This is a genomic window from Ruegeria sp. HKCCD3925 (genome assembly GCF_057221175.1).
Window position 1 is genome coordinate 37,707 of record NZ_JBWVBI010000003.1, and the last position, 26,415, is coordinate 64,121.

Here is a 26,415-nt window from a genome sequence, read left to right on the forward strand (position 1 = left end):
AGCGTTGGCAGTGCTAACGCCCCATCCAGCCCCCGTCGACTACAAGGATTTCACCGTTGACGAAGTCCGACGCAGCGGAGGCCAGAAAGACCACCGGTCCCGCAAAATCAACAGGCGTACCCCAACGGCCTTGGGGTGTTCGTTCCAAGATCGACTTCGACCGGACCGGATCATCCCGCAGGGCTTGGGTGTTGTCGGTCGCGATGTAGCCAGGCGCGATCGCATTCACGTTTACGCCCTGCCCGGCCCATTCGTTGGCCAAGGCTTTGGTCAGCTGTCCAATCCCGCCTTTCGAGGCCGCATAGCCCGGAACGGTGATGCCACCCTGAAATGTCAGCAGCGATGCCGTGAAGATGATCTTCCCCGAGCCGCGCGCCAGCATGTCCTTGCCGATCTCGCGTGACAGAACGAACTGCGAGGACAGGTTCACCTCCATCACTTCGTCCCACCAGTCGTCCGGGTGTTCGGCGGCGGGTTTGCGTTTGATCGTGCCGGCATTGTTGACAAGTATATCAGGGGTTTGTCCGTCGGCCCTCAACTGATCAATGAACCCATGCAGCGCGGCGCGATCCGAGAAGTCGCATTGGTAGGCCCGGAAATTGCGTCCCATCGCCGTCACGGCTTTTTCGACATCCGAGCCAGACAGCTCGAGCGAGGCGGACACTCCGATGATATTGGCTCCGGCCGATGCCAATGCTTCGGCCATACCGCGCCCGATACCGCGTTTGCACCCGGTCACAAGGGCCGTCTTTCCCGTCAGGTCGAAACTTTGCAAAACACTCATGAACGCGGTCCTACTTCGATCAGGCTTTTCATTGCGGTTGGGCTGCGATCCAGTGCTTCGAACGCGGCCTGGATGTCTGCCAGAGGGCTGATGTCCGTGATCACAACATCCGCGTCCACTCCGCCCGAGGCGACAACTGCAATGGCTTTCTCGTAATCCTCTGGCTCATAGACCCGAGCACCGATCAGTTGCAGCTCTCGCCAGAAGAACTGGAACAGGTCTATCTGAGGTTTTTGAGCATGAATCGCGACCATTACGATCCGGGCCCGAGTCGCGGCAACGGCGGTCATTGCATCGACACCAGGCTGCGTCCCCGACACTTCGAAAACCACATCTGCCCCTTTGTCGCCCGTGCGCGCGTTGATTGTGGACACCAGATCGGTTTCGATTGGGTTGATCGTGTCAAAGCCAAGTTTTTCAGCTATCGCAAGACGGTTCGGATTCACTTCGGAAATTACGACATTTCCACCCGCGTCCCGCGCAACCATGGCAACCAGGATGCCAATCGGGCCGCCGCCGATAACGACAACGTCCTCTCCAGGTTGCAGGTCAGACAGCCGCACATCGTGGCAGGCAACGGCAACCGGCTCGATCAGCGCCGCGTGATCCATGCGCAAGTCATCCGGCAGAACGTGCAACGTGTGGGCCGGAACAGTCCAGATCTCTTGCATCGCGCCATCGGTGTCGAGGCCGAGAAACTTGAGATTCTGACAGATATGCTGATGCCCCCGCTTGCAAGCTGGGCATTCTCCGCAATGATCAAGCGGTCGGACAACGACCTTCTGGCCGGGTTCGACCGTATCGACGCCCTCGCCCACCGCTTCGACCACACCTGACATCTCATGCCCAATCACCCGGTTCAGGCCGACGCGGGCATCCATGTTGCCGTGGTAGACGTGCATATCCGTCCCGCAAATCCCACAATAGGCAACACGAATGGCAGCCTCGCCGGGACCCGGATCTGTCGCTTGGGCTTGCTCTACTGCAAAGCTCTTATCGCCCCTGTAGTATGCGGCAGTGATCGTCTGGGTCGTCATCTATGCATCTCCTTGTGTTCCGCATTCAATTTGTCCCAGTCGAATTCCACTCCGGTTCCCGGGGTATCCGGGGCCACGGCCAGACAGTCTTCGACAACTAGTGGACGGGTCGTGTACTGGTCTATCGGGAATGAGTGTACTTCTAGCCAGCCTGCGTTGGGTTGCGCAGAGACAAGGCTGACGTGCAGTTCCTGCATCCCATGACTGCAAACCGGAATGCCGTGCTGTGCGCTTAGCGCGGCCACGCGCAGCCAGCCGGTGATTCCACCGCAGTTTGAGGCATCGGGCTGGATAAAACTCAGTTTCGCGTCATCAAAGGCGTATTCAAATTCGTGTATGGTGTGCAGGTTTTCACCCATGGCAAGGGGAACGCCCGTCGCTTCGACAATTTGGCTATAACCTTTGTAGTCGTCTGGAATTGTCGGTTCCTCGAACCACAGGATATCGCAGTCGGCGAACCCTCTGGCAGCGACGATGGCCTGTTCGACACTCATAGAGTAATTCGCATCGACCATGAAGAACCGGTCCGGCCCCAGCATCTCGCGTACCGCCCGGGCACGTGCAAGATCGTCGGCCAGGTCTGGTTGACCGACCTTGATCTTGACTGCGTTGAACCCACGCGCAAGGTACCCTTCGGTCTGACGCAGCAGTTTCTCCAACGAGAAATTCAGGTCGATCCCGCCGGCATAGGCCTTGCACCGTTTGGACGCTCCACCGGCCATCTGCCACAATGGCGCATTCTGCGTTCTGCCGCGAATATCCCACAGTGCAATATCTACGGCCGAGATGGCAAACGAGGCGATCCCACCCCGTGCGACGTAGTGCACGTGCCACTGCATGGCATCGTACAGGCTTTCGATCTGTTCGGCGTCTTGTCCAACAAGGAACGGTGCCAGGTCATGCTGGATCATCGCTAAGATGGCATGACCACCCTTGCCCCCGGTGTAGGTATACCCGACCCCCTCGACCCCATCAGAGGTTTGAATGGTGACAGTGATCAATTGAAAAAACGTGTGATCCCCATGTTTGGCATCGACTAGGACTTCGGCGAGCGGAACGTTGAACAGCCGCGCTGATACACTTTCTATGCGATTCATTAACCTAAGACCTTCTGCTGCCTAGCAATAACCCGAGACTGTAAAAGGATGACCGCAAATAGAAAGCCTCCACGTATGACCATTTGCCAATAGGCACTGAAACTGATGGTGCCCTGACCGTTTTCAAAGTTTAGAACGTTGAAGACCAGCCCCAGCAACAGCGCTCCGGCGACCGTCGCAGGGATCGATCCCATCCCACCCGTCAACAAAGTACCGCCTACAACCACGGAAGCGATGGCTGACAATTCCCATCCGATGCCTTCAAGGGGTTGCCCAGCTCCAAAACCCGAGGCCAGAAAGATTCCGGCCAGCCCCGCACAGCCCCCCGACAGCAGGTAGACAAAAGCCTTGGCGCGATTGACCTTGAGACCCATGAGGTTCGAGGCATCCTCGCTGCCACCGATCGCCAAGACGGTCCGCCCGATGGTTGTTCTTTCCAGCACCAACCAAAGGGCCAGAGTCAGTCCGGCCACGATGACGATCGCCCATGGAAACATGCCAAACGCCTGCCCCATGCCAAGCTTGGTGAAGTTCGACCCCCAATCGACCGAAATTGTCTGGGCGCCCGAAATCACCAATGCGCCGCCTTTTGCGGCCAGCATGGTGGCCAGCGTGGCGATGAAGGGCGGGATCCGAAGGATGATTATGCAAAAGGCGTTGATCGCCCCGAAACCAACCCCGGCAAGAACGGCCCCCGGCAACGCAACCTGAATCCCATACGGGCTGAGATAGGCCGCAACAACCGAGGTAAACGCCGCCACGGATCCGACCGACAGATCAATCCCGCCGGTCATGATCACAAAACACATGCCCAGCGCAATCGCGATGAACATCGCGTTGTAATTCAGGAAAGACGAGAAATTGTAGGCGCTGCCAAAGTTGTCATAGCGCATCAGCCCGAACAGAATCAAAGCCAGCAGTGCGATCCACACCGTCACCGAGGCCGAATTACGTCGAAGGTATTTTCGCAGGTCAAAAGCCGTTTCATCCAACATCGATTAAACCCTCCGAAACTGCTGGACCCAAACGGCCAGGATAATGATGACGGCCTTGGCGATCAGTGCAACTTCGTCCTCTACCCCGTTGGCCAACAATGTATATTTGACCAACTGGATGATGACGGCACCCAGTATGGCACCAAAGATCGGCGCTCGCCCGCCTTGCAAAAGAGCCCCGCCAACAACCGCGGCCGCGATGGCATCAAGCTCCATCAGATTGCCGTTGCGCGCGGCGTCCGAGGCCGAGTTGATTGCAACCACGATCAAACCGGCTAGGCCCGCAAGCACCGCGCAGATGACATAGGCCCCGATCTTGACCCGTCGGACGGGACCACCCGACAGATAGGCCGCACGTTCATTGCCCCCTATGGCCAACAGGTAACGGCCCCATGTGGTTCTGGTGATCACCCAAAACAGCACACAGGCAATGGCCAGCGCCAGCCAGCCCTGGAACGGCAAACCAAGCACTTTACCAGTTCCAAGATAACTGAATGAAGGGTTTGAAAACGTCTGCAGGTTCCCGTTCGTCAAGACTTGGGCAATACCGCGACCAGAGATGAAGAGAATGAGCGTCGCAACGATGGGCTGCACGTTCAACACGGCAACCATCACGCCGTTGAATACCCCGCATAGCCCCGCAATGAACAGCGGCAGGACAATGGCCAAAGTGACGCCTAGCATCGGATTGGCAGCGCCCAGATCCGACAGAAAGATCAGCGGAGCAAGCGCCCCCGCCAGCGCCATGACCGCCCCAACCGACAGATCGATCCCACCCGTGGCGATTACCAGCGTCATCCCCATGGCCACGATGGCGATCGTAGCGACCTGGCTGATATTTACGAACAGGGTTTGCAGTTGCAGGAAATTAGGTGTGAAAAACGCGTTGAATACTAATAGGGCGACCAACGCGGCGATGCCGCCGTGAAAGCGGAAGGGCATTGATGCGACCCGTTGCGGCAACTTCATTGCGCGGTCCATGAACCAGTTCCTTCTTCATGATGCGCAAGCGCGCGCACCAGTATGTTCTCGGTGACCCCGGGGTTGGTCAGTTCCTTGACCGAGCGTCCCTCGTGCATGACAACGATGCGGTCAGCGCCTTCCACCAGTTCTTCGAATTCCGAACTGATGAGGACGACACCAAACCCCTCCTCGACATAAGACCGAATGAACGATTGGATCTCTCGCTTGGCGCCAACATCCACGCCTCGGGTCGGCTCGTCGAGTATCAGGATGTCGGGCTGCGTCGCCAGCCAACGGGCAAGCAGCACCTTTTGCTGGTTGCCACCGGACAGTTCTCGAATGGGTTGGTCCATATGCGCCGCCTTGATGCCCAGATCGTCGATAAAGGCCTGAACGATCTCGCGCTCGCGGGCAAAGTCGATCTGACCACGGCTGGCCAGTTTCGGCAGCAGGGCCAGCGTCATGTTCTCGCGCACAGACATGTCTGGAACGATCCCTTCGGCCTTGCGATCTTCGGTCAGAAAGCCGACGCCGTTTGCGATCGCGTCACCCGGTCCGGACGGTTGACCGACCGTGCCATGCAACTCGATTGCGCCGCTGCGTTTCCCGTCCACTCCGAACAAAGCGCGCGCCGCCTCGGTCCGGCCAGAGCCCAGCAATCCGCCCAGCCCAACGATTTCCCCGCGGTGGAGCGTGAGGTCGAAATGCGTCAGCCGCGGGCCTGTTGAAACAGAGTCCGCCCGTAAAACGATATCGCCTTTCTTGGCCTTGGCACCTGCGAAGTCCGTCAGACCGTCTGCCGCGATCTCATCCTTGTTGCGGCCCAGCATGTCCGCGATCATTTCCAGTTTGGTCGTGTCCTGGACGTTACGCGTGCTGACGGTGCGCCCATCTCGCATCGTTGTGACTCGATCGCATATTTGGAACAGCTCATCGAGGAAATGCGAAACATAAAGAACAGACACGCCCTGTTTCTTCAACTCGCGCACAACACCGAACAGCACCTCGACTTCGCTGGCATCCAGCGACGACGTAGGTTCATCCATGATGACAAGTTTCGCATCCAGCGATACAGCCCGCGCAATTGCAACCAACTGCTGGATCGCTGTCGAGAAATTTCCTAACGGCTCGGTCACGTCGATATCTATGCCAAAGCGCGTAAGCACCTCGCGTGCGCGCCTGTTGCCCTCGCGCCAGTCGACCAGAAAGCCGAGACGTTTGGGCTCGTACCCCATGATGATGTTCTCGGTCACTGACCGCAGCGGTACCAGGTTGAGCTCTTGATAGATTGTGGCAATTCCGGATTCCTGCGCTTCGCGCGGAGTGGAGATGCGGCTCGGCACACCCGCCAGATGAACGTCGCCGGCATCCCGATCGTAAACTCCGGTCAGAACCTTGATCATCGTCGATTTTCCCGCACCGTTCTGGCCGATCAGCGCATGAACCTCGCCGGGCGCGATTTCCAGGTTGGCCTGGCTAAGTGCCGGCACGCCGGCAAAGGACTTTTCAATTCCCGACATCGAGACGAGCGCATTCATGAGATGTCTTCCTCCGATTGCTTGCAGGCGGCGCCGACCACAGGCCAGCACCACCCACCAGGGAGAATCAATAGGCTTCGTCGATGTGATCGGCCGCATTGTCCTTGGTAAAGATGCGATCTTCGACTTTCACCCATTCCGGGATCGCCTCGCCAGCTGCGTATTTTTTCATGACTTCACAAGCCAGAGGGCCGAAGAAGGGTGAGCTTTCCACCGTCACCCCCATCTTGCCATCGATAATAGCCTGAAGTGCATCGCGTGTCCCGTCGATCGAAACGATGGTCACGTCCTCGCCGGGCTTGCGGCCGGCCAGTTCCAGAGCCTGGATCGCACCGATTGCCATCTCGTCATTGTGGGCGTAGACCACGTTCACATCGGGGTGCGCCTGCAGCAGGGTTTCCATCACCTGACGACCCAGGTCGCGCGCAAAGTCACCGGTCTGAGAAGCCACGATCTCAAAGCGGTCATCCGCTGCAATCGCGTCGTCGAAACCTTTTTTGCGGTCATTTGCAGGTGAAGAACCAGTCGTGCCCTCCAACTGGACGATGACGCCATTGTCGCCGTCGAAATTCTCCATCAGCCACTGTGCGGCCCGGTTGCCCTGATCAATAAAATCCGACCCAAGGAACGCCACAAAATGCTCGCCCGGCTTGGCAACGGCCGGATCAACCGAGCGGTCCACCAAAAAGGTCGGGATTCCCGCTGCACGGGCCTTCATAACGGCTGGGATCAACGGCTTTTCTTCCCGCGGGGGCAGGAACAGAACGTCGATGCCTTGGGCGATCATGCTGTCCACATCCGCAACCTGCTTTGCCGCAGATCCGGCCGCATCCGTCGCGATCAGATCCCAGCCACACGCCTCGGCTGTGTCATGGAAAGATTTCGTTTCGGCAATGCGCCACGGGTTGTTCGATTCCATCTGCGCAAAGCCGACCTTGTAGCGATCCTTCTGCTCAAGCGGTGGCAGATCCTGCGCGATCACCGTGGTGCCCAACAGCGCACCTGCGACAACCGTCGAGATCAAAAGAGTTCTGCGTTTCATGGTTATTCCTCCTCCATTGGTGCGGTCGCCTCCGTTTTGACCGCGAGTTTTAGGTCATGCCCAATTCATGTAAGTCGTCTGTTTCCTCAGATAGCCATCGAAGCCATACGCGCCGTCTTCGCCCCCAACACCGGACAAACCCCAACCGGTGTGAAATCCCTGTACGGCCTCACCATTGGAGCGGTTCAGGTACAATTCGCCGAACTTCAAACGGCTCGGGGCCTCCATCAATCGCCGGTGCGATGCCGTAAAGAGATAGGCAGACAGCCCGAATGATGTGTCATTCGCTACGTCTATCGCCTGATCAAAATCATCGACTCGCATGGCTGTCGCCACGGGTCCAAAGACCTCCTCTTGCATCGCGGCATTGCCGTTGTCGGAGACCTCAAGAACCGTCGGGGACATCCAGTGTCCTTTGCGGTGCGCGCTGTCCAAAAGGGGCCCGCCTTCCAGATGAACCGTGGCACCTTCTGTGATGCTGCGCTGGATGATTTCGGCGACCTTGGTCACTTCGACCTTGCTGACTTTGGGCCCCAGGTCGCAGTCCTCCATCGGATCTCCGATCGACAATGCGCGGGCTGCTGTCACGAATTTTTCCAAGAACTGATCCGCAATACCGCGATGCAGATACATACGCTCGTTGCAGGTGCAAATCTGGCCGCAATTGGCAAACCGGGCGGCAATGGCGGCCGAAACAGCAGCGTCAATATCCGCATCCTCCATCACGATGAACGGAGCCTTACCGCCAAGCTCGAGCCGGACAACCTTGATCCGGTCGGCCGCGGCGCGAAAAATCTCTTTACCCGCTCGTGTGCTGCCGGTCATTGTGATCAGTGAGGTATCGGGGTGTTCGACCAACCGCTGCCCTACCACCGGCCCCTTGCCTGTCAGAACATTCAGAACACCGGGCGGAAACCCGACCTTTTCGGCAAGCTCGGCGATCGCGAGACCGGACAGCGGCGTGATTTCGTGCCCCAACAGAACAACAGTGTTGCCCGCGACCAGCGCAGGCCCGGCTTTCCTGGCGGCCAATGCCAACGGATAGTTCCAGGCCGTCAACGCAACAACAACGCCATAAGGATGACGCCGGATCTGGATTTCCTCGGACTTGTTGTCCGATGCCACTATGTCACCCGAAATCCTCCGGGCCTCTTCAGCCGCATGGCAAAGAAAGGTAACAGCGGCATCAACTTCACTTCGGGCCTGCGTGATCGGCTTGCCCTGCTCGACCGTGATCAAGGCTGCCAGACGCCCGGCGTCAATTCGAATGGCTTCGGCCAACCGCTGAACCAGTCGCGCCCGCTCGATCGCCGGGCGCGAGGACCACGAGCTAAAAGCACGATGGGCCGCCTCGACGGCCGCATCCGCATGAGCGGCACCGCCATCTGGAACTTGCGCAAAGATCTGTTCATTTGCAGGGTTCTCGACACCAACCGTGTCCGCGTCAGAGTCGGTAAAGCGGCCATCGATGAACATCGAATGCCGAACCACCTGACCCAACTCCCCCACTACAGACCGCAATTTCGCCTCCCGCGCTTACTCGGTCAGACCACATTGGCGACCGCACCGTCGATCAAAACACTAATAATATTATTTCGTCAACACTAATATTAATTACTATTCACTAATATTAGTTGCGCGTCCTCCGTATAGTCGATAAAAAGGAAGCGAACAAAAAGGTTGAGCAATGAATGATCAAGCGAACAAGGCCGGGCAGCACAGGGGCGTGGGACGAGTCGCGGGCCGGCAGCGCATAACGATGCATGATATTGCACGCGTCGCCGGGTGCTCACAGACGACAGTATCGCTGGTTCTAAACAAGAACGATTCCGTCAAAATCTCCGAGGACACAAAGCAAAGAGTCCTGGATGCCGCCAACACGCTTGGATACGCCATGCCCTCTCAACTCAGGAAACCCCAGGACAGCGCGCCTCGACCCTCGGCGTTAGACGGCACCATCGCTTTTGTCGTGGACGATCTGGCGTCGAGCCCCGAAATGGTAAACGCGTTTAATGGCGTGAAACAGGCCGTTCGGGACACGGGAAATCTTGTATTGCTGGCAGAAACCCAAAACGACCCCGAGGTCGAACCCAGAACGCTTAGGTATTTCCTCGACCAACAGGTTGCGGGCATCATTTACGCAACCGTTTTCACCCGGCGGGTGGTCGTTCCGGAAATACTCAGGCAGACCGCAACCCCGGTTCTGCTGCTGAACTGCTTTTGCGACGACCTCTCTTTTCCTGCGGTGATCCCCGGCGAAGTCGCTGCTGGACATACGGCGACCAACGCCCTGATCAAGGCGGGGCACAAACGAATCGCCACCATCACCGGCGAGCCGTTCATGGAATGCGCCGCAGGGCGAACGACCGGGTACAGAAACGCCCTTGCTTCCGCCGACATCCCATTTGACGAGGATTTGGTCATCGAGGGCAACTGGCTGCCCAGCGCAGGCTATGCTGCCACGCGCGAATTGATGGACCTGCCCTCTCCGCCAACCGCCATTTTCTGTCAGAATGACCGAATGGCAATCGGCTGCTATGAGGCGCTCAAGGAACTTGGCCTATCCATCCCCGAAGACATCTCGGTCATCGGATTTGACGATGACGAAACCGCGAGACACCTGTCGCCCCCCCTGACCTCGATGATCCTTCCAACTAGGGCGATGGGACGCTGGGTCATCGAACAGTTGTTCCACGGTCCGACGGATGGTCAGCGACACCCTCTCGTGAAGCTTGAATGCGAACTGGTGGAGCGCGACTCGATCAGCGAACCCAAACGCCGGGCCTGAAGGCGAACTCATGACGGAAACCTTCGATCATATCGTCATCGGCGGCGGCTCTGCCGGCGCAGCCGCTGCAGCGCGACTGGTCAACCAGGGCAAGTGCAGGGTTCTGGTGCTGGAGGCCGGGCATTCGCACCGCCATCCGTTGCTGGACATGCCGCCGGGTATCTTCAAGATGATCAACGGGTCCAAGTTCATGACCTACCACCAGACCGAACCGCAGGACCACCTGGACGGTCGCGTGCATGACATTCCGCAGGCCAACGTGCTGGGTGGCGGGTCGTCTGTGAATGCCCAGGTCTATATGCGCGGCCGCCCTTCTGATTATGACGCGTGGGACGACCTGCTACGACAGACCAACGACGGGGTCGGCTGGGGATGGGATGATGTGCTGCCCTACTTCCGTAGAATGGAAGACAATAACAGGCTTCACAATGACCTGCATGGCAGCAACGGTCCGGTGCAGGTCTCGGATCCGGGGCATATCGACGACATGTCACGTTGGTTCGTTCAGTCGGTGCAGGCCCTTGGCGAACCATTCAACACGGACTTTAACGGCGCAACGCAGCGCGGTGTCGGGTTCTATCAGTTCACCAATCGCGCCGGTAAGCGCAGTTCGTCAGCCTATGCGTTTCTCGCCCCTCTCGAGACGAACCCGAACTTGACCATCCAGCTTGGCGCAACGGTCAGCAAAGTCATCATCGAAAACGATAAGGCCGTCGGCGTACAGTATCGAGACAAACGCGGAGCCCACACGGTCCGGTGCGATGGTGAAGTTGTCGTTGCGGCGGGCGCTCTGGTGACGCCAAAAATCCTAATGCTATCAGGCATCGGACCTGATGCACATCTTGCCGATCACGGTATTCCCGTGATCTGCCCATTGCCTGGGGTTGGCCAGAACCTGATCGACCACCCCGAAGTTCCAATTACCGCCTTTGCCAACGGTCCCTACGGATACTTCAAACAAGGTGAGGGCTGGCGGATGCTTCGCAACGGCATCCAGTTCAAACTGTTCGGCAGCGGACCGGTGACTTCCGCCGGAGTCGAAGCCGGCGCGTTTGTCAATCCGTCGATTCCTGATGGAGAACCAACCATTCAAGCTTTTTGCGTGCCAATTGTTTATCTGGATCGCGACGCTCTGGACGAGGTGCAGGATGACTTTGGCCTGACCGTTACGACCGTCGTGGTCAAACCGAAATCACGCGGAGAGGTCCGGCTTCGCTCGGCCGATCCTCACGCCATGCCAGTGGTCTCGCCAAACCTTCTGAAGCATGAAGACGACATGCAGGAGATGATCCGGGGGCAGCGGTTCTTTCGCCGGGCATTCACTTCGGGCCCGCTTGCTCAAAGGGTTCGCGAAATCGTCATTCCCACAGCGGACGACGACCAGACGCTACGAGCACATTGCAAGCGATTCGTAAAAACCAACTATCACCCGGCGGGCACTGCCAAAATGGGCCGGGACGGCGACGGAATGGCCGTGCTGGACGCCAGGATGCGCGTGCGCGGAATCGAGAGCTTGCGGGTGTGCGACATGTCAGCCGTGCCCGACATCAACGCCGGCAATACAAACGCACCTGCCATGATGCTGGGCGAACGATGCGCCGACCTGATCCTCGGCATCGGATCAGCCCGCGAGATACGCAATTCCTAACCTGAGCTGCGGCGTCGCCCGTCATTGATCCGATTTCTAACGCAGAATATGGCGTCGCCTTGCCCGACCCACCGAGGTTCTGTCAGCTGAATTCGAACCGGTCTCAGTTTGCCACGGAAGCCGCGAACCTATCCGGAACAAAGCTGTCGCCACTCGCTAAGAGCGGCGGCGCGGGTCAGCTTGAAAGTGTCTCTGCTGGTAAGCGATCTTTCCTGGTTGAAGTGGTTGTATACGGAGGAATGGACGGAGGCGAATTTCTGTAAACTTCGCATGCGCCTGAAACGCTGCATGGCGCGTTCGCGTCGTCGAAACGGCAGGTGCGAGTTCTCCACGGGGTTATTGAGCCACCTGCCCGTCCTTTGTTTTTTAACACGCCCAATTGTCTGAGTGCAGCCTTATGGAAAGCAAAACAGTCGGTCACGATCTCATCGGCGCCACCTACCGCTTCATCGATTTCTTGAGGAATTTCAGTGCTGCAGCTTTGTTTCGGCGTTTGGTGACAACGGCCTCCAGTACTTCGCCCTCATGATCAACAGCCCGCCAGAGGTAATGTCTCTTGCCATTAACCTTCACAAAACCTCATCCACGTGCCACTTCCATTTCGAGAGTGCGCGCAGTTGTTGCACCTGCTTTCTTCGGATCTCAGAGGCAATCATCGGACCGAACCTGTTCCACTCATATCGGACAGTTTCGTGGCTCACGTCGATGCCTCGTTCGTGCAACAGATCTTCGACATTCCGAAGCGAAAGCGGGAAACGGATGTACAGCATCACCGCAAGGCGGATGATCTCGGGACTGGTATTAAAGTATTTGAAAGAGGCAGGTCTGGTCATGGGCAAAAGCTACGCAACCACCCCGCCCCGCTCAAGCAAAGTTCTTCTGACAAGACCCTCAGGATTATTGGTATTGCATTTACCAGGGTACGAACAGACCTGCCCGGAAACTGCTTGTACTCGACGGCCATCTTCCACTCGATGCTATCGCATGCCAACATATGACCTCTCTCCAAAGGGTGCTGTCAGACGAATTCTAACCAGTCTCAGTTTGCCACGGAAACCGCGAACCTATCCCGAACAAAGTTGACGCCACTCGCTAAGAGCGGCGGTGCGGGTCAGCTTGAAGGTGTCTCGGCTGGCTAGCGATCTTTCCTGGTTGAAGTGGTTGTATACGGAGGAATGGACGGAAGCGAATTTCTGTAGACTTCGCATGCGCCTGAAACGCTGCATGGCGCGTTCACGCCGTCGGAAAGGAAGGTGCGAATTCTCGACGCGGTTATTGAGCCACCTGCCTGTCTGCTGTTTTTCGGTAGCGCCGAGCTCTCTGAGAGCAGCTCGATACGACGCGAAGCGATCGGTGAATACTTCTTCAGCTTTATCGTGCCGCTTCATCAATTTCCTGAGGAATTTCAATGCCGCTTGCTTGTTTCGACGTTTGGTGACAATGGCTTCCAGCACTTCGCCCTCATGATCAACGGCCCGCCAGAGGTAGTGTCTCTTGCCATTCACCTTCACGAAAACCTCGTCCACGTGCCACTTCCATTTGGAGTATGCTCTCAATTTCTGAACACGCCTTCTTCGGATCTCAGCAGCAAATATTGGGCCAAACCTGTTCCACCAATATCGGCCAGTTTCGTGGCTCACGTCGATGCCTCGCTCGTGCAGCAGATCTTCGACATTCCGAAGCGAGAGCGGGAAGCGGATGTACAGCATCACCGCAAGGCGGATAATCTCAGGACTGGTTTAATAATATCTGAAAAAAGCAGGTCTGGTCATGGGCAAAAGCTATGCAACACCCCTACCCCGCTTAAGCAAAGTTCTTCTGACAAGACCTATGAAAGCTCCAAAGGCGTTTTCAGGCACTTTTGTGGAACTTGCGGGTCACCAATTGGGTTTGAAGCCGATCACTATCCAGGTGGTATGCACCTCTACGCTGCGTCGCTCGAAAACCCGGAAAATTTCGAACCGACATTTCACGTTAACAAGCAAAGCAAGTTGCCTTGGCTTCAAATGACTGATGATCTCGACGCCTTTGAAGGCACATTATTACACACCCCTAACGACCCAGACGGATATCAGTAGATTGCGAAGCCACCGGATTTTCAAATGGCAGCTTCGTCCGCAGAGCGGTCGTTCAAGCAGTGTGTTGTGATCTTCTTCGGGCCCAGAGCCGGCGTTAATCCGGCATAGGTAGGCTCACGCAACTCGGATGTCTGTGAACGCGAGCACGTGAGGCATCGATCGAATGCGAATGCCTGCAAGGCGGAACGCCAACGCAGCAATTCATCGTATCGCTGGATGGCGGCTCTGGGCCGCCACCAACCGCTGCTGTGAAGGCGGACTGGTCGCCTAAGCTGTGCTGCCGCGGGTCTGCTCGTAGTTCTCGCTGTGAATTTAGTATTCAAGATGCGTGCGCCGCCACATAAATCCTTCTGGAAGTGCACGAATATTCGTGCTGAAACGCGGCCTCAAAACCAGTCATTTGAGCACTTATCGGAAATTGGACTCACAATGCGAGCAGGGAGCTGACATTTCAGTGTTTCGGCATTCACTTGAATTGCCACCAATCGCCAATGTCCCGAAAGGCACCAAAAGTACGGCAGTGCGTTGGCAGTTCATTTTGAGGCCGAAACGTCTTAGGCTGTGAAATGGGCCGTAAACGGAGGAACCAATCGTAATACGAACAATCGCACTCGCGCTTGTGGCAAGCGTCATTGCAAACCCTTCTTTTGCAACGTTTCTTGTTTCCTGCGAAGCGCCTGATGAGTCAGGCGTTGCGGTAGCATTTGGCTTTGGATCTGTACCCGGCCTTGCGATTATCAGCGCGACGATCCACGCGGATGGACAGGACTGGAGCATGACAGAGACAGAAGGTGCGCTGCCCATTGTTTTGGCGCAGGGGGCCTCGGAGAACACACACACATTGCTGGATTTCGCCGATCCTGAGTTTGATCGCATTGTTGCATCCGTGCGGCTGATTACGGCTGATGAAGGCGATGACCAAATCACCGTTGGCACGCTTAAGATCCCAGAGGTCGGGGTCTTTCCGCTGGTCTGCGAAGGACCATGACCCATATCTGTGCCAGAAACGTGTGGGCGGGGCAGAGAGAGAATTCCGATGCCCATGACCTGGTGAAAGAACATCCAGTTATAGCTTCATTCTCCGTTTTTTGGCGATCTCGGCCCGCCCTGACCTATAGATATGAGGTCAACACCCCGGACAAATTCAGACGTGGCATTTTCTAGCTGGATTCCACACCACGCCCACCCGGCAACCTTCTAGCGGCCACGCCACCTCAGGAGACAGTCGCATGATCCAAGAAATACAACAACCTGGAGATCCAGTAGCCGACATTCTCTTCAATTGGCTTCCATTTCTTGGGATGGTTGCGCTTGGCGTAGTAGGATTGATCATCACCGCGCGGGGCTATCGGCACTATCTCAATTCGACGTATCTAAAGCGAGCCGGCCGACCTGGGCAGGCGCGCGTGACCGACAAGTGGGTCAAGAAGGGCCACGTTGGTCGCAACGAACGGCATCGTACGAAACCTTCGAAACGTTACTTTCTGCGCTTCCAACTTTTGGATGACCCGCGCGCATTTTCCCTAAAAGAAGTCGCTCCGGTAGACCTTTGGAACGCGGTCGAGGTCGGCGACGCGGTCGACGTGCTCTATCACCCGAGGCGGCGCTTGATGCGCCTTGCTGCCTGGACGAAGTACAGCGGGACAAACGCAGGTGCGGCCCAGTTGGCGATTGGTGCGATCATGCTGTCAGCAGCCATCGCTTCGGTTGCAGAAGGCGCAGTCTCCGCTTTGCGAAGTCCTGAGCAGCGCATTGCTGGCGAAAGATGGGTTCGCAGCAAGGCAGAGGTTTTGAACATGGGCAAGCCTGCGGATCCGTATCTGCGTATGTTTGCCCCAGGGTCTCGGATGATCCGTGTCGTGTTCGGAGAGACCCATGGCGGCGCATTCTTAGGGAATGAGCGCTTTATCCGTGTGACCCCAGCAGAAATTGAAACTTACGCCATCGACGACGAAGCGATCCTGGTTGCCTGGATGGACCCGGAGAATGAATTCAATGCCGTTCTGGACCTTGAGAGGCGTGACACAGATTTGCGCTGATTGTTTTGACTAAAAGTAAGGCGACAAATACACTCAGATGGCGAGTTGGCCCGAATTACGTGACTGATCTTGGCTGCAAAGAAAGTGCACTTTTGATTCTGGAAAAGTCGAAGTGCTGAATAACCAGATTGGCAATGCAAGCATCAACATCGCTTTATGTCTGCCGCATGTGAACACGTGCTGCGACAGCGCTCTCTGAAATTCAAAAATCTAGAAGGTCCGCGAGTCGCACGTTGATTATTGGTCTGATGCTGCGTTGTTGACGAATGTCCGGTTCGAAGGGCCTCGCCGCAGCAACTTGACCAGGATGTGTAGGTCGGCTTTAGGCCGGGCATGTAGCCTTAGATTGGAGGTACGGCGCGTTCGGTGACCAACTGTCTGGCCGCCACCCTTTCGCGATGTATCATGTACAGCCCTGCACTGATGATGATCGCAATGCCAATCAGGCTAAGCGTATTCGGGAAGTCATTGAAGATAAGATAGCCGAACAAGGTCGCGACCGGCAGCTCAAAATACTGCAGCGGTGCCAGCGTGACGGAAGGCGCAAAAGACAGCGCATAGGTCATCATCATGTGGCTCACCGTCGCGAAGAAGCCAGCGCCCCAAAGCCACAACAGAGCGGTGTCTGTTGGCCAAACGGGATCAAACAAATCAGAGCCGGAACCTTGCGCAACAATTAGAGCTGGAATGCAAAACAGGCTGGCGATCAGACCGGTGTGGAATTGCAGGGTCACGGGGTGCACCCGACGCGACAATCCCCGGGTCACAAGAATGTAGAAAGCGAAGGCAACTGCCGTTCCTACCGGAATAATAGCGACTGCGCCGAAAGCTGCGAAACTGGGCTGGATGACGAACAACACCCCGACAAACCCCACAAGCGCCGCGCCGACGCGACGCGGGCCGACATCTTCACCAAAATAGAACTTGCCGACCAACAAGACGATGAACGGGGCCACGAACACGATTGCTAATGCATCGGCAAGGGGCATCACCCGGATCGCGGCAATGAAGCAAAATGTTGCGAACACCAACAGCAATGAGCGGAAAACCAGCACCATCACCTGACCTTTCGCCACGCGCAACGACAGTCCCATTATCCAGATGAAAGGCGCCATCAACGCGCATTGTACTACAAACCGAGCAGCCGTAATCTGCCCAACCGGCACACTGGTTGACGCGAGTTTCGCAGACACATCCAGCAAAGGAGCGGTTAGGCAAAACCCCAGCATCAGCGCAACGCCAACAAGTGTGCGATCCGGAGATTGAGGTATGCGTTCAGCTGAGGTCATCACTTTATTTAGAGATGTCGCCAAATGCGTGTCTGTTCTCAATACGACGACAGGCAAAAATCCCGCTATCCACGAGTTCGGGTTGAATTGGATATAGCGCCCGCGGCAAATGTCTCCTCTGACGGTCCGCACAGTCGCATCAGATGGCCGGGCCAAATGGCAGCTAAGGGGCCGTTATCACACATCCCAACAAACTGAATTATCGGCAGCTTTGTCCGCAGAGCGGTCATTCGGGGTGAGTCGATCAGTGTCTGCTGTGCGGACTTTGCAGCCATCCGCATTCCTAATTCAAAGGACCGCAGTTAGCCCGGTCCGGACGTTAAACTGGTGTCTATTTGCCAGTAGTTTTAATTTAAAGTAGGCATCTGAATCCTGCCTCAATTTTTTGGTAAGTAACGATCCAACAGAGCGTCGACCAACCCATCCTGAAGTTGGTAGCCAGTTGCTTCGTCCACGCGCAAAATGTCTTCAAGAATAACAAGTTGTTCCATGCCTGTCGTCATGGACAATCGCTTCGCCAGGTCGTCAATTTCCTTCGGCTCCATCAATGGGTGAACTGGCGCAAGTGCTTCCGAAAAAGCCGCCACTCTTCTGGCGCCACGCATTTTGACAGTTCCATTCTCAAGAGATGCCTTGAGTGATTCAGCTAAAAACTGCCGGAAGTGCGCCTCATGAACCCGAGAAAAATCCAGATAGTAACGCGCAACGACATGTACACGGCTGCTAACGTCATCCAGCCCCTCGAGAAGTTCTGACGTTGGAGTGACTTCAAGATCGAGCGTCGCATCCAAAGCCAAGACACTTGGGTCAGAAAAGTAGCGATAGACCGTCGCACGGCTGGTTTTGGCGCGTTCAGCGACTTTTGCTAGCGTGACTTCCTTTCCCTCCGACATCAATTCTCGAGCGGCCGAAAGAAGTGCTTCTCGCGTTCGGTTGATTTGATTTGTACGAGGTGCCAATCCCAAGCCCTTTGCGAAACACTTGTCTCATAAGTAGATTTATGTATCATAAGCCGAGTGTGTTTCAAGTAAAGGGAGTCGCAGTTATGACTGAACCTCGCCCGCGAGTTTACCATCTTCTTGGGAACCTTTTGACCTTCCACGCCTTTCCCAGTGAGACTAGAAATCGTTGCACAATCGTTGAGATAAAGACGGCTCCTGGTGCCGGTGCGCCGCCCAATCATCATGCAGGCGAAGATGAGAGCTTCTATGTGCTAGACGGTGAGTTCGAGTTCTTCGTGAATGGTGAGACAGTCAACGCAAAAGGTGGTGATTTCGTCAAAGTCCCGGACGGCGCAGTGCACGCCTTTACATGTACTGGGGAACGGCCTGGGCGGCTACTTTGCATCAACGCCCCCGGCGCTATGCATGACACATTCTTTACTGAAGCTGGTGAAACAATGCCTGAGGGTACGACAGATATTCCGGCGCCAGATGGACCGCCAGATATTCCGGCGATCATGGCCGTAGCGGACCGAGTGGGAATGACGATCCTTGCGCCAGCGGACATTCCCAGCTAACGAATGCGATTGCATAACTCCGGGTTGCGAAACGGAGGCTTTGGAACAAAGCTTCTGCCGTACACCCTAACTTGTAATACTGGCTCAACCCGAAGCCGACATTCACGACGAGACCTTGCGATTCTGGATAGCCGACTTTGGCGGCGCTTTCCAAAAAATGTCTTCTATGTGAACCTGAGCAATCGTTTAGGCGCAGGCGTGACAGCGGCTTAGATCGTCTGCTATGAGTGCTTGGTTGAATTCGTTTTAGTGTGAGAACGCTCAACTCAGCATTCTTTCCGAAACGTCCTCAAGAAGGGTATGAAGATCGAATTCTTCACCTTTCTCTGCAAGCCCTTTGTCATGCAAAATGAAGGACAGCCCGTGCACGAAACTCCACAACAAAAAACCACGGCGGCGAACTTCGTCTGTGATTCCCGGTTCACCGAGACATTTTGCTACTTCAGTCAAAAGAATCCCGAAACTTTGCTGGCCGCCTTCCTCCAGCCGGGGATCCGCGATGCGGTCTGTGAAGCCGCCAAATTTCAGTCTGAAGATCCCGGGCTCATTTAACGCAAAGGCAATATACTCCATCCCTATGGCAGTAATGCGCTCGGGAGATCCTTCAGGAACGCCTTCCAGCGCAGTAAGCATTTTGTCTCGGTGCCGATCCATTCCCTCAAGGACAGTGGCGACCAGCATTTCTGTCTTGTCTTTGAAGTGCTTGTAAGGTGCCGCAGTCGATACGCCCGCGCGTCTGCACGCCTCGGATACGGAAAAACTGTCCGGACCTTTTTCTTCTACCAACTGTCGGGTTGCTTCGATCAGTGCAGCGCGGAGATCACCGTGATGATAGGCTTTCTTGCTGACGGAAAGACCAGCCGTTTGTCTGCTAGTCGAATGATTTTTTTCGATGCTGCTCATGATCCAACATGTGCCAGATCACGTATCTCTTGTCAAAGTAAGAACTTCTAACATATGTTAGAGACGCTAACTTGATGAGGTCCCCAAATGCCGAATCCTGCTAATTCATCTACTGAAGCGACCAAACCGAGCCTATTTGCACGTGTGTTACGCGGCACTGTGCGTTTGGGAGTGACCGTCAGTTTTATAGCCGTTGCAGCGGCCGCCGTTCACTTTGGCGCATCCGAGCTCACCCGTAGAGCGGAGGCGGTGCCCGCACCGGATGCCGCCGCTGTGACCCCGGTATCCGTGACGCCGATAACGTCCGAGAGCGCTTACACGGTCGACCGTGTGTTCATCGGGCAGGTCGAACCTCAGCGTTCGGCAGATATCTCTTTCGAGCTGAACGGGACGCTCGATCAAATTCTGGTGGATGAGGGTGACAAGGTTGCCAAAGGTCAACTTCTTGCGACACTGGACATTGCACTGCTGGAGGTCGAACGCGACCGTCTGACAGCATCACGCGATGCCATTGCAGCCCAGCTTGCATTTGCAAGAAAGACGGTCGAGCGAAACGCGAAACTCATTGAACAAGGCTTTACCAGTCAAGCCCGTTTGGACGAAGCCGTTTCTCAGCAAGATGAATTGTTATCCAGAATTGGCGAGTTGGATGCGGCCCTGCGCGATGTTACCGTTCGGATTGAGAAATCCAGCATCGAGGCCCCATTTGCCGGTCAAATAACCGCGCGACACGTGGACGGCGGTGAAACTCTTCGCTCGGGCGAGCTGGTTCTGGGAATGGTCGAGGTCGTGTCGCCGCAGGTTCGGATCGGTGTTCCTCTCGATGTTGATCCGGCGCTTCTGACTGATGTTGAGATCGAAATATCAGCTAAAAGCTACCGGGCTGAGTTTGCAACCTTGCGGCCCGATATTGACCCAGTGACACGAACCCGCACTGCGCTGTTCGATCTGAAAAACGCTCCCGACGTTGCTTTCGGACAAACCGCACGTGTGCATGTACTCGATCCTGTCCAAAGTGCGGGAACCTGGGTGCCCACAACATCGCTGAAGGAAGGAACGCGCGGGCAATGGACACTGCTGGTTGCCGACGCGCAAAAGACTGTGCGCCTGGCGACGGTCGAAGTGCTGCATGCCGAAGACGACCGCGTCTTTGTGCGTGGCGCGTTTCCGGAAGGCACCGTCCTGATCGATCAGGGTCCGCAGCGGGTGAGCGTTGGTCAGCGCGTCGCCTTCGACACTGGCGAGTAACGGAGCGATCTGATGGAAACCCTAACCTTTCGCCATCCCCGGCTGGTTGCTCTCATCATTTTGGTGCTTGTGTCTGCAGGGCTGTCTTCGTTCCTATCGCTTGGGCGACAGGAAGACCCCACGATCACCAACCTCTTCGCAACCATAACCACGCAGTTTCCTGGCGCAGACCCCGAACGGGTTGAAGCACTGGTTACCGCAGAAATCGAAGAAGAACTGCGAAAGATCGCCGAGGTGGATGAGATCAGTTCTGTCTCCCGCTCGGGCGTGTCGGTCGTTTCTGTTGAATTGCTGGAAACACTAGACGAAGCCACCATTGAGCAGGTTTGGGCCGAGGCTCGGGACGCCGTGGAAGATGCGCGCCAGAACTTCCCGGCAGGAGTATTGCCACCGGAATTCGATGCCGAAGGTATTGCTGCCTATTCCGCTGTCATTGCAGTTGCGGCCGAGGACCCCGACTTCCCGATAACTTTGCTGTCTCGTCATGCCGAAGCATTGGGTGACAGATTGCGCGCGATACCTGCGACACGAGCCGTCGACTATTTCGGTCAGCCAGAGGAAGAGGTGCTCGTAAGTGTCGATATGGACAAGGCCGCTGCGCTTGGGCTTGGCGCTGCCGAGATTTCCCAGCGGATCGCCGAAGCAGATGGGAAGGTTCAGTCTGGGCGGCTGCAATCCGATGTCGACCTAACCATTGGCGTCAGCGGAGAAATTGAGAGTCTGGATCGCATTCGGAGCATCGTCCTGCGTGAAAACGCGGACGGTGCAGTGGTGCAGCTCGGCGATATTGCCAGCGTAGACCGGGGCGCACGCGAACCGCAGTCCTCAATCGCTTTTGCCAACGGGATGCCCTCCGTTTTGGTCGGAATTCTGGCGCAGGACGGCGTGCAGATCGACCGCTGGACAGGCTTTCTACGGGATGAGCTTGAGGCCGGCGCCGCAGCGGTGCCTTTGGGCATGCAGGAAATACTGCTGTTTGATCAAAGCCAGTACACGACGGATCGTTTGTCAGAGGTTGGGGTCAACATGGCCATTGGCGTGGCTCTGGTTGTGGCAGTTTTGTTTGTTACGTTAGGTGTTCGGGCAGCCGCGATCGTGGCTCTGGTTTTGCCGGTTGTCTCATTGGCGACCCTGGCGACGATGAACATGATCGGTTTGCCCATTCACCAGATGTCCGTGACGGGTCTGATCGTTGCCCTCGGTCTGCTTGTTGACGCAGCCATCGTGATGACCGATGAAATTCGACGTCGTCTGCAGGATGGGATGGAGCGACTTTCAGCCGTGCGAGATGCTGTTCGCCGGTTGGCCGCGCCTTTGCTGGCGTCGACCGTCACTACGGCGCTTGCCTTCACGCCGATGATCTTGCTGCCGGGACCCGCCGGCGACTTTGTCGGTGCCATCGCTATCGCCGTGGTGCTGATGCTTATTTGGTCCCTGGTTGTGGCCTTGACTGTGACTCCGGCGATTGCGGGCTGGCTACTGTCCGATCGCCCAGACGCAGGAATGCTGAGCCGCGGTATCAGCATCCCGCCACTTGCCCGTATGTTCGAGGCCTCAATTCGATTGTCAGTCACCAATCCGGTGCGATCTATCGCGTTGGCATTGATCTTGCCGGTGCTTGGCTTTGCGGCCTTTCCAACGCTGACCGCGCAATTCTTCCCGGGCGTCGACCGCAACCAATTCTATATCGAAGTCGACATGCCGGGTGGAACGTCAATTGCCACCACCGAAGCAACCGCCCGCCAAATTGATGAAATGCTGCTGGCTGACGACGGCGTCAAAAGTGTCTACTGGACCGTCGGAGAGTCCGGCCCGGCATTCTACTACAACATCGTTGGAAACCGCTCACGAGAGCCTGGGTTTGCACAAGCTATGATCACGACCGGCACGGCAGACGACGCCGCCCGCCTTGTTGGAACGTTGCAGAGTCGTCTGGATACCGACTTTCCTGATGCGCAGATCATCGTTCGCAGTCTTGTTCAGGGCCCTCCGGTCGCCGCACCGGTTGAAGTCAAAATTCAGGGGCAGGACATCACGGTTTTGCGTGATCTGGGCGACGAGGTGCGTTCAGTCATGGCCAATCTCGATCTGGTAACCCAGGCGCGCGCCAGCGTGAACGGCGGCAACCCTCAAATCCGGTTCGAGATTGATGAGGTCAAGGCGCGTCTGCTGGGACTGGATGTGGCGGATATAGCTGGTCAGCTAGACACGGCGCTTGTTGGCATTACCGGTGGATCACTGATCGAAGGGACCGAACAGTTGCCGGTGCGTGTTCGACTGGGTGACGAGGTGCGATCAGACCTAAGCGCCATTGTCAGTATGCCCATCCTGCTGCCCAATGCTGCCGCCGTATCCGCCACAAGTGTTTTCCCTGCTGTGCCGTTGTCGGAACTAGCCAGGCCGGTGATCGAACCAGCGGAAAGCGTCATAACCCGAACGGATGGCGTGCGCGAAAACACTATCCAAGCGTTTATCGTCCCCGGTGTTTTACCCGAAGAGGCGTTGCAAGACGTACTAGAAGCGCTTAATGCGTCCGGGTTTGAGTTACCGCAAGGCTATTCGATGTCCTTAGGTGGCGACAGTGATGCCCGAACCAACACCGTGGGCAATCTGCTTGCCTCTGTTGGATTGATTGTCACACTCTCCATTGCGACCATCGTTCTCACCTTTAACTCGTTCCGGCTGACGCTCGTGACCTTGGTCGTGTGCGTGTTGTCTGCAGGCCTTTCAATGCTGTCGCTGGCCGTTATGCAATTCCCGTTCGGAATAACGGCGATTATCGGTGTCATCGGCTCGATCGGAGTTTCGATCAACGCGGCGATCATAATTCTAACCGGTTTGCAACAAGACGTTGACGCAAGCCAAGGCGACCGAGCGGCCATGGCGCGCGTTGTGACTGGTTCAAGTCGGCACATCATCTCGACAACGATCACAACCTTTGGCGGCTTCCTACCCCTGATCATAGCAGGAGGAGCATTTTGGCCGCCATTCGCCGTTGCAATCGCCGGGGGCGTGCTGTTGTCGACTGTCGTATCGTTTTATTTCACCCCACCCGTGTTCGCGTTGGTGTATCGTGGAATGTTCGACAAACCGCTTGAGGCAAAAAACCAGCATTCCCAGCCTCAAGAAGCAATTGTCGCGCTTGTGGCCGAATGAGAACCGAAACTACTTCTGCTTGCTAATTGGTGTGTTTCAAACACCGTTGTTGTGTGAAGCAAAACTCATGTCAAATTTCGGCCGCACGCCTGACTTTGCAACGTCTGGTTTCTGCGCATCGCTGATACTGTTGCGCTAAGCAACATCGGTTGATTTGGGCTCGATGCGGTCATTTGCAAAGGGTGCTGTCAGACGAATTCGAACCAGCCTCAGTGTGCCGCGAAAACCGCGAACCTATCCGAAACAAAGTTGGCGCCACTCGCTAAGAGCGGCGGTGCGTGTCTGCTTGAAGGAGTCTCGGCTGGCTAGCGATCTTTCCTGGTTGAAGTGGTTGTACACGGAGGAATGGACGGAGGCGAATTTCTGTAGACTTCGCATGCGCTTGAAACGCCGGATCGCGCGTTCGCGTCGTCGAAATGGCAGGTGCGAATTCTCGACGCGGTTGTTTAGCCACCTGCCCGTCTGTTGTTTTTCGAGAGCACCCAAATCTCTAAGGGCAGCCTTGTAGGAAGCGAAGCGATCTGTGACGATCTCTTCGGCGCAGCCGTACCGCTTCATCAATTTCTTGAGAAATTTCAGTGCTGCAGCTTTGTTACGGCGCTTCGTTACAACTGCTTCCAGCACCTCGCCTTCGTCATCCACAGCGCGCCAAAGATAATGCCGTTTGCCATTCACTTTCACAAAGACCTCGTCCACGTGCCACTTCCATTTTGAAAAGGTTCGGAGTTGCTGCACACGCTTCCGTCTGATCTCAGCGGCGAACATCGGGCCGAACCTATTCCACCAATAGCGGACTGTCTCATGGCTTACATCGATCCCACGTTCATGCAGGAGATCTTCGACATTCCGAAGCGAGAGCGGAAATCGGATGTACAGCATCACCGCCAGGCGGATGATTTCGGGGCTGGTTTTGAAGTATTTGAAGGAGGCAGGTTTGGTCATTCCTAAATGCTATGCAACCACCCTGCCCCGCTCAAGCAAAGTTCTTCTGACAAGACCCTTCGGATCTCTGATGTAAACATCGGGCCGAAACTGTTCCACCAGTATCGGACAGTTTCGTGGCTCACGTCGATGCCTCGCTCGTGCAACAAGTCTTCGACATTCCGAAACGAGAGCGGCAAACGGAAGTACAGCGTCACTGCAATGCGGATGATCTCGGGACTAATTTCGAAGAATTTGAAAGAGGCAGGTCTAGTCATGGCAAAAGCACGCGACCGCTATGTCCCGCTCAACCAAAGCTCTTCTGACAAGACCTCTCGACAAAGGCTGGTATAGTCTTTTGCTACACCGTGTCTTTCGTAGTTTGCCTCAATACCAAGCGCGTTGAAGTCCGCGTGTGTTGTGCTGGCGTGGCACCATCCTGCAACCACAGCAAAACAGTATCCGCAACTTGTTTTCCAAACTCAGAGACGCCGCAGTGTACGGTAGACAAAGCTGGCCAGCATTCTGATGCTTCCTTGATGTCGTCGAAACCGACAATCTGAAACTCCGTGCCAATCTTTACCTGAGTTTCATGGCAGGCATTAATCATCCCAAAAGCAACAAGATCATTGAAACAGACTGCGGCATCGCACGCAGGATGCTCTTTGAAGAGGTTGACCGTTGCTTCATGTCCAAATGATCGGCTGGATTCCCCTGTTTTTACAATAGGCTGCAAGTGGTTGTCTTTCATCGCACTTATATAGCCGGACAGTCTTTCCTGAGTGACTTCGGCACCATCCAGACCACCGACAAAGGCGATGTTCCGCGCGCCCGTTTCGATCAGATACTGCGTTGCCGCGCGTCCACCCTCTGCGTAATCAGGGGCGATAAAAGGAAATCTGCCTGTTTCGCTTTCAACCTGTCGCAAGACTTGCATCAACGGAATGCCAGCTCGCTCTACCGCGGAGAGAGTGTTTGTGACATCGCCATAAGCAGGCGATAGGATCAAAGCAGAAACACCGTGCTCAAGCATCGCTCCCACCACCTGATCCTGAAGTTCGGGGTCTTCGTTTGTGTTCGCCAATACGACCGCATAGCCTCGGGACGCCAGCGCCATCTGCAAAGAAGTCGCAAACTCGGTGAAAAACGGGTTGGTCAGGTCGTTTATCACCAAACCTATTAGCGCCGCTCCCGTGGATCGCAGATTTGCCGCCGATCGGTTATAGACATACCCGGTCTCTTTCATCGCGGTATGGACGAGCTTGCGTGTCTCCGGCTTCACCTGCGGACTGCCCTGCAACACAAGGCTTACCGTCGACTTGGAAACGCCCGCCGAGTTGGCGACATCTATGATCGTGGGTCTTCGCATT

General features: G+C 56.0%; 21 protein-coding genes and 2 pseudogenes. 7 read left to right on the forward strand and 16 right to left on the reverse strand.

Translation table 11 applies throughout. The annotated features are described in order from the left end of the window. Positions 1 to 13 precede the first annotated feature (13 nt). The 8 genes from AC2TEM_RS07610 to AC2TEM_RS07645 form a co-directional block, all read right to left on the reverse strand. Positions 14 to 784 carry an SDR family oxidoreductase gene (locus AC2TEM_RS07610; protein ID WP_170396139.1) on the reverse strand — a complete coding sequence of 257 codons (771 nt, stop codon included), beginning with the start codon at positions 782 to 784 and terminating at the stop codon, positions 14 to 16. Next, entirely contained in the window at positions 781 to 1,821 is a 1,041-nt protein-coding gene (locus AC2TEM_RS07615; RefSeq protein ID WP_170423993.1) for an alcohol dehydrogenase catalytic domain-containing protein, read from the reverse strand. The genes AC2TEM_RS07610 and AC2TEM_RS07615 overlap by 4 nt, the downstream gene beginning before the upstream one ends. Continuing rightward, positions 1,818 to 2,918, reverse strand: a complete 1,101-nt coding sequence (locus AC2TEM_RS07620; RefSeq protein ID WP_170396135.1) for a mandelate racemase/muconate lactonizing enzyme family protein — start codon at positions 2,916 to 2,918, stop codon at positions 1,818 to 1,820. Before AC2TEM_RS07620 ends, AC2TEM_RS07615 begins: the two co-directional genes overlap by 4 nt. After that, complete coding sequence (locus tag AC2TEM_RS07625; RefSeq protein ID WP_170423995.1) at positions 2,918 to 3,913, reverse strand: ABC transporter permease; 996 nt, start codon at positions 3,911 to 3,913, stop codon at positions 2,918 to 2,920. The genes AC2TEM_RS07620 and AC2TEM_RS07625 overlap by 1 nt, the downstream gene beginning before the upstream one ends. 3 nt (positions 3,914 to 3,916) lie before the next feature. After that, positions 3,917 to 4,894, reverse strand: a complete 978-nt coding sequence (locus tag AC2TEM_RS07630; protein ID WP_170403552.1) for an ABC transporter permease — start codon at positions 4,892 to 4,894, stop codon at positions 3,917 to 3,919. Then, on the reverse strand, positions 4,879 to 6,414 hold the full coding sequence (locus AC2TEM_RS07635; RefSeq protein WP_480790349.1) for a sugar ABC transporter ATP-binding protein: 1,536 nt from the start codon (positions 6,412 to 6,414) through the stop codon (positions 4,879 to 4,881). Before AC2TEM_RS07635 ends, AC2TEM_RS07630 begins: the two co-directional genes overlap by 16 nt. 67 nt (positions 6,415 to 6,481) lie before the next feature. Further along, the gene (locus AC2TEM_RS07640) at positions 6,482 to 7,456 is read right to left on the reverse strand and encodes an ABC transporter substrate-binding protein (protein ID WP_170396129.1); all 975 of its coding nucleotides are present in this window, start codon (positions 7,454 to 7,456) and stop codon (positions 6,482 to 6,484) included. Positions 7,457 to 7,510: 54 nt separating this feature from the next. After that, positions 7,511 to 8,977 carry an aldehyde dehydrogenase family protein gene (locus AC2TEM_RS07645; protein ID WP_480790348.1) on the reverse strand — a complete coding sequence of 489 codons (1,467 nt, stop codon included), beginning with the start codon at positions 8,975 to 8,977 and terminating at the stop codon, positions 7,511 to 7,513. 238 nt (positions 8,978 to 9,215) lie between these two features. Between AC2TEM_RS07645 and AC2TEM_RS07650 the strand changes: the two genes are divergently transcribed. Together AC2TEM_RS07650 and AC2TEM_RS07655 are read left to right on the forward strand one after the other, a co-directional pair. Then, a complete protein-coding gene (locus AC2TEM_RS07650) occupies positions 9,216 to 10,244 on the forward strand; it encodes a LacI family DNA-binding transcriptional regulator (RefSeq protein ID WP_170396944.1) in 1,029 nt (342 codons plus the stop codon). Between the two features lie 10 nt (positions 10,245 to 10,254). Next, positions 10,255 to 11,892 carry a GMC family oxidoreductase N-terminal domain-containing protein gene (locus AC2TEM_RS07655; protein ID WP_170423997.1) on the forward strand — a complete coding sequence of 546 codons (1,638 nt, stop codon included), beginning with the start codon at positions 10,255 to 10,257 and terminating at the stop codon, positions 11,890 to 11,892. A 128-nt stretch (positions 11,893 to 12,020) separates the two neighbouring features. Here the strand turns inward: AC2TEM_RS07655 and AC2TEM_RS07660 are convergent. Together AC2TEM_RS07660 and AC2TEM_RS07665 are read right to left on the reverse strand one after the other, a co-directional pair. Continuing rightward, positions 12,021 to 12,725: pseudogene (locus AC2TEM_RS07660) on the reverse strand (IS6 family transposase). A gap of 231 nt (positions 12,726 to 12,956) precedes the next feature. Further along, on the reverse strand, positions 12,957 to 13,601 hold the full coding sequence (locus AC2TEM_RS07665) for an IS6 family transposase (protein WP_170423999.1): 645 nt from the start codon (positions 13,599 to 13,601) through the stop codon (positions 12,957 to 12,959). 1,144 nt (positions 13,602 to 14,745) lie between these two features. On the opposite strand from AC2TEM_RS07665, the gene AC2TEM_RS07670 reads away from it, so the two are divergent. Together AC2TEM_RS07670 and AC2TEM_RS07675 are read left to right on the forward strand one after the other, a co-directional pair. Beyond that, positions 14,746 to 14,958: a hypothetical protein gene (locus AC2TEM_RS07670; protein WP_170395513.1), complete on the forward strand. Its 213-nt coding sequence runs from the start codon at positions 14,746 to 14,748 to the stop codon at positions 14,956 to 14,958. A gap of 241 nt (positions 14,959 to 15,199) precedes the next feature. After that, positions 15,200 to 16,009 carry a hypothetical protein gene (locus AC2TEM_RS07675; protein WP_170424001.1) on the forward strand — a complete coding sequence of 270 codons (810 nt, stop codon included), beginning with the start codon at positions 15,200 to 15,202 and terminating at the stop codon, positions 16,007 to 16,009. 341 nt (positions 16,010 to 16,350) lie between these two features. On the opposite strand, the gene AC2TEM_RS07680 is transcribed toward AC2TEM_RS07675, so the two are convergent. Both AC2TEM_RS07680 and AC2TEM_RS07685 read right to left on the reverse strand, forming a co-directional pair. Beyond that, the gene (locus AC2TEM_RS07680) at positions 16,351 to 17,298 is read right to left on the reverse strand and encodes a DMT family transporter (RefSeq protein WP_480790347.1); all 948 of its coding nucleotides are present in this window, start codon (positions 17,296 to 17,298) and stop codon (positions 16,351 to 16,353) included. Between the two features lie 377 nt (positions 17,299 to 17,675). Further along, positions 17,676 to 18,257 carry a TetR/AcrR family transcriptional regulator gene (locus tag AC2TEM_RS07685; RefSeq protein WP_170424003.1) on the reverse strand — a complete coding sequence of 194 codons (582 nt, stop codon included), beginning with the start codon at positions 18,255 to 18,257 and terminating at the stop codon, positions 17,676 to 17,678. An 86-nt stretch (positions 18,258 to 18,343) separates the two neighbouring features. Between AC2TEM_RS07685 and AC2TEM_RS07690 the strand changes: the two genes are divergently transcribed. Beyond that, entirely contained in the window at positions 18,344 to 18,817 is a 474-nt protein-coding gene (locus AC2TEM_RS07690) for a cupin domain-containing protein (RefSeq protein WP_480790346.1), read from the forward strand. A gap of 261 nt (positions 18,818 to 19,078) precedes the next feature. Here the strand turns inward: AC2TEM_RS07690 and AC2TEM_RS07695 are convergent, their stop codons facing one another. Next, entirely contained in the window at positions 19,079 to 19,720 is a 642-nt protein-coding gene (locus AC2TEM_RS07695) for a TetR/AcrR family transcriptional regulator (RefSeq protein ID WP_170424007.1), read from the reverse strand. A 171-nt stretch (positions 19,721 to 19,891) separates the two neighbouring features. Here AC2TEM_RS07695 and AC2TEM_RS07700 point away from each other — a divergent pair, with 171 nt between their 5' ends. After that, on the forward strand, positions 19,892 to 20,968 hold the full coding sequence (locus AC2TEM_RS07700) for an efflux RND transporter periplasmic adaptor subunit (protein ID WP_170424009.1): 1,077 nt from the start codon (positions 19,892 to 19,894) through the stop codon (positions 20,966 to 20,968). 12 nt (positions 20,969 to 20,980) lie between these two features. Further along, the gene (locus AC2TEM_RS07705; protein ID WP_170424011.1) at positions 20,981 to 24,124 is read left to right on the forward strand and encodes an efflux RND transporter permease subunit; all 3,144 of its coding nucleotides are present in this window, start codon (positions 20,981 to 20,983) and stop codon (positions 24,122 to 24,124) included. Between the two features lie 234 nt (positions 24,125 to 24,358). On the opposite strand, the gene AC2TEM_RS07710 is transcribed toward AC2TEM_RS07705, so the two are convergent. From AC2TEM_RS07710 to AC2TEM_RS07720, 3 genes and pseudogenes are all read right to left on the reverse strand, one after another. Then, a complete protein-coding gene (locus AC2TEM_RS07710) occupies positions 24,359 to 25,066 on the reverse strand; it encodes an IS6 family transposase (RefSeq protein WP_170424013.1) in 708 nt (235 codons plus the stop codon). Between the two features lie 56 nt (positions 25,067 to 25,122). Beyond that, positions 25,123 to 25,323: pseudogene (locus AC2TEM_RS07715) on the reverse strand (IS6 family transposase); the annotation flags it as partial. 83 nt (positions 25,324 to 25,406) lie between these two features. Beyond that, positions 25,407 to 26,414 carry a LacI family DNA-binding transcriptional regulator gene (locus AC2TEM_RS07720; protein ID WP_170424015.1) on the reverse strand — a complete coding sequence of 336 codons (1,008 nt, stop codon included), beginning with the start codon at positions 26,412 to 26,414 and terminating at the stop codon, positions 25,407 to 25,409. Between the last annotated feature and the right edge of the window lies 1 nt (position 26,415).

Bases quoted from the DNA above. Each gene is read 5' to 3' on its own strand.
- AC2TEM_RS07610 (WP_170396139.1), bottom strand. From the start codon at position 784: ATGAGTGTTTTGCAAAGTTTCGACCTGACGGGAAAGACGGCCCTTGTG.
- AC2TEM_RS07615 (WP_170423993.1), bottom strand. From the start codon at position 1,821: ATGACGACCCAGACGATCACTGCCGCATACTACAGGGGCGATAAGAGC.
- AC2TEM_RS07620 (WP_170396135.1), bottom strand. From the start codon at position 2,918: ATGAATCGCATAGAAAGTGTATCAGCGCGGCTGTTCAACGTTCCGCTC.
- AC2TEM_RS07625 (WP_170423995.1), bottom strand. From the start codon at position 3,913: ATGTTGGATGAAACGGCTTTTGACCTGCGAAAATACCTTCGACGTAAT.
- AC2TEM_RS07630 (WP_170403552.1), bottom strand. From the start codon at position 4,894: ATGGACCGCGCAATGAAGTTGCCGCAACGGGTCGCATCAATGCCCTTC.
- AC2TEM_RS07635 (WP_480790349.1), bottom strand. From the start codon at position 6,414: ATGAATGCGCTCGTCTCGATGTCGGGAATTGAAAAGTCCTTTGCCGGC.
- AC2TEM_RS07640 (WP_170396129.1), bottom strand. From the start codon at position 7,456: ATGAAACGCAGAACTCTTTTGATCTCGACGGTTGTCGCAGGTGCGCTG.
- AC2TEM_RS07650 (WP_170396944.1), top strand. From the start codon at position 9,216: ATGCATGATATTGCACGCGTCGCCGGGTGCTCACAGACGACAGTATCG.
- AC2TEM_RS07655 (WP_170423997.1), top strand. From the start codon at position 10,255: ATGACGGAAACCTTCGATCATATCGTCATCGGCGGCGGCTCTGCCGGC.
- AC2TEM_RS07665 (WP_170423999.1), bottom strand. From the start codon at position 13,601: ATGCTGTACATCCGCTTCCCGCTCTCGCTTCGGAATGTCGAAGATCTG.
- AC2TEM_RS07670 (WP_170395513.1), top strand. From the start codon at position 14,746: ATGACAGAGACAGAAGGTGCGCTGCCCATTGTTTTGGCGCAGGGGGCC.
- AC2TEM_RS07675 (WP_170424001.1), top strand. From the start codon at position 15,200: ATGATCCAAGAAATACAACAACCTGGAGATCCAGTAGCCGACATTCTC.
- AC2TEM_RS07680 (WP_480790347.1), bottom strand. From the start codon at position 17,298: ATGACCTCAGCTGAACGCATACCTCAATCTCCGGATCGCACACTTGTT.
- AC2TEM_RS07690 (WP_480790346.1), top strand. From the start codon at position 18,344: ATGACTGAACCTCGCCCGCGAGTTTACCATCTTCTTGGGAACCTTTTG.
- AC2TEM_RS07695 (WP_170424007.1), bottom strand. From the start codon at position 19,720: ATGAGCAGCATCGAAAAAAATCATTCGACTAGCAGACAAACGGCTGGT.
- AC2TEM_RS07705 (WP_170424011.1), top strand. From the start codon at position 20,981: ATGGAAACCCTAACCTTTCGCCATCCCCGGCTGGTTGCTCTCATCATT.
- AC2TEM_RS07710 (WP_170424013.1), bottom strand. From the start codon at position 25,066: ATGACCAAACCTGCCTCCTTCAAATACTTCAAAACCAGCCCCGAAATC.
- AC2TEM_RS07720 (WP_170424015.1), bottom strand. From the start codon at position 26,414: ATGCGAAGACCCACGATCATAGATGTCGCCAACTCGGCGGGCGTTTCC.